Source organism: Cobetia sp. (genome assembly GCF_983723665.1).
On record NZ_CFDJES010000133.1, the window covers coordinates 5,251 to 7,384 of the forward strand.

The 2,134-nt window shown below is 63.8% G+C and carries 3 protein-coding genes; 2 read left to right on the top strand and 1 reads right to left on the bottom strand.

The features are described 5' to 3' along the window. Positions 1-570 (bottom strand): cytochrome c biogenesis heme-transporting ATPase CcmA (gene ccmA, locus AC4FAH_RS12040; RefSeq protein WP_490246090.1); only part of this gene is annotated, 570 nt, incomplete at its 3' end. Between the two features lie 473 nt (positions 571-1,043). Between ccmA and AC4FAH_RS12045 the strand changes: the two genes are divergently transcribed. Both AC4FAH_RS12045 and AC4FAH_RS12050 read left to right on the top strand, forming a co-directional pair. Then, complete coding sequence (locus tag AC4FAH_RS12045) at positions 1,044-1,520, top strand: LexA family protein (protein ID WP_043333703.1); 477 nt, start codon at positions 1,044-1,046, stop codon at positions 1,518-1,520. A 26-nt stretch (positions 1,521-1,546) separates the two neighbouring features. Further along, positions 1,547-2,134 (top strand): IMPACT family protein (locus AC4FAH_RS12050; RefSeq protein ID WP_490246091.1); only part of this gene is annotated, 588 nt, incomplete at its 3' end.

The window sequence follows — 2,134 nt, forward strand, 5'->3', positions numbered from 1 at the left end:
CTCCAGCGCCTGAACGCCGTCGCGATCGATGGCGGTGAAGGGCTCATCGAGCACCCACAGCCGGCGTGGCGTCAGATGCAGCCGCGCCAGCGCGATACGTCGCTGCTGACCGGCGGACAGCTGCTGGGCAGGCACATCCTCGAAACCGGCCAGCCCCACGGCGTCCAGCGCTGCCCAGGCGAGCTCGCGGCGGGCCTCTGCCGTCGCCTGCGGTTGACCGCCAAGCGCCTGATACCAGGCAAGGTTTTCCAAGGCGGTCAGGGTGCCCTTGATGCCGGGCTGGTGACCCAGATAGAGCAGTGAACCCAGAAAGTCGTCACGCACCCGCGAGGTGGGCTGGCCGCGCCACAGCACCTCGCCCTCGTAGTCATGGAACTGACCGGACAGAATCTTGAGCAGGGTCGTCTTGCCACTGCCATTGGGGCCCTCGACCTGCAGGATCTCTCCCGCATGCAGCGAAAGATCCAGCCCCTCGAACAGCCAGCGCTCATCACGCTCACAGCCGAGCGCCACGACCGCCAACAGAGGCGGCGCGCTACAGACTTCATCGCTGGCAGGCTGGCTGGGCATCCCGGATTCTCGCGGCTGAGCCGTCGCGGAGTGCGACATCAAAGGCAGACCCAAGGGTCACTGCGAGCCATTCTACGAGCTGAGGTCGACACTGACCACCGAGCAGCCGATCGCCTGGCCTCGCAGCCCCGCCATGACGGGCAGTCAAGCACTCGAGAAATATATCAGCGACATGTGGTGCACATTCATACGACACACTTTCGCTGGATTGGCGCCAGTCGATCCGCTCACCTCTTGCCACTTCGCGAGAGCTTGCTATGATGCAGATACTGTATACAAAAACAGTATCCATACAGTACCTTCATCACACGCCTGCCGAGTGCAGGCACAGACTGATCGGGTCGGCTCAACGCGTTGTCAGCATGTTCGCGGAGCCTAGCAGGCGACAGATGAACTCAGCCTGACGACCCTCCACGCTGCACCGCAGGCCGACGCACCATCCGCGCCGACCGCACGGCATCAGGGGATAGCTCATGTCACGTCTTCACGCTCCGCACTACCTTCAGCGTCTTCACAACCTGCCGCTCAATGACCAGGCCTGGCAGGAAATCACCGCCAGCGACATGATGGATATCCCGCTGCTCGGCAACATCACCGCCGGCATGCCCATCGAAGCCATCGCCGACTGCGGTACGGTTGCCGTGCCGACGCGCATGGTGCGCCGCAATACCTACGCCCTGCGCGTGCGCGGCCATTCGATGATCAACTGCAATATCCATGATGGCGACATCATCATCATCGAACGCAGCGAAAGCGCCGAGAACGGCGAGACCGCCGTGGTGATGATCAACCAGCAGGAAGTGACGCTGAAGAAGCTGTATATCGAGAAGACCGGCGTGCGCCTGCAACCGGCCAACGACAGCATGGCCCCCATCTATCTCAAGAATGCCGATATCGAAGTGCTGGGCATGGTGATGGGCGTGGTGCGCGGCAATGCCGTCACTCACTGAGGGCGACGCTTTGGTAAGATGGTGCCATGACCTATCTGATACCGGCACTGGCGCCCGAGGCGCACCATGAACACAGCATCGAGATCGAGAAGAGCCGCTTCATCGCCTGGCTGGCCCATGCCCCGACGCCAGAAGGCATGACGCGACTGCTGACTCAGGCGCATCTCGCCCACCCCAACGCACGCCATCACTGCACGGCGTTCATCGCCGGGGCACCCAACGAGCAGAATGCCATCGGCTTCTCCGATGATGGCGAGCCGGGCGGCACTGCTGGCAGGCCGATGTATCAGGTGCTCGAAGGCAGTGGCGTCGGCCAGGTGGCCTGTGTGGTGATCCGCTACTTCGGCGGCATCAAGCTGGGCACCGGCGGCCTGGCGCGCGCATACAGCCGCGCGGTGCTCGAGGCCCTCGAGCACCTGCCCACCACGACCTTCACGCCGCGCACGCCCAGGCGTCTGAAGGTCGGCTTCGCCCATGAAGCCGATGTTCGCCACTGGTTGAGCGGCTACGATGTGCCGGTGGATGCCAGCGACTATGGTGCCGATGGCGTGGTGTTGACGGCGGGCTGGCCGCAAGGCGGCGCCCAGCCGCCGCTGGAAGAACTGCATGCGCGC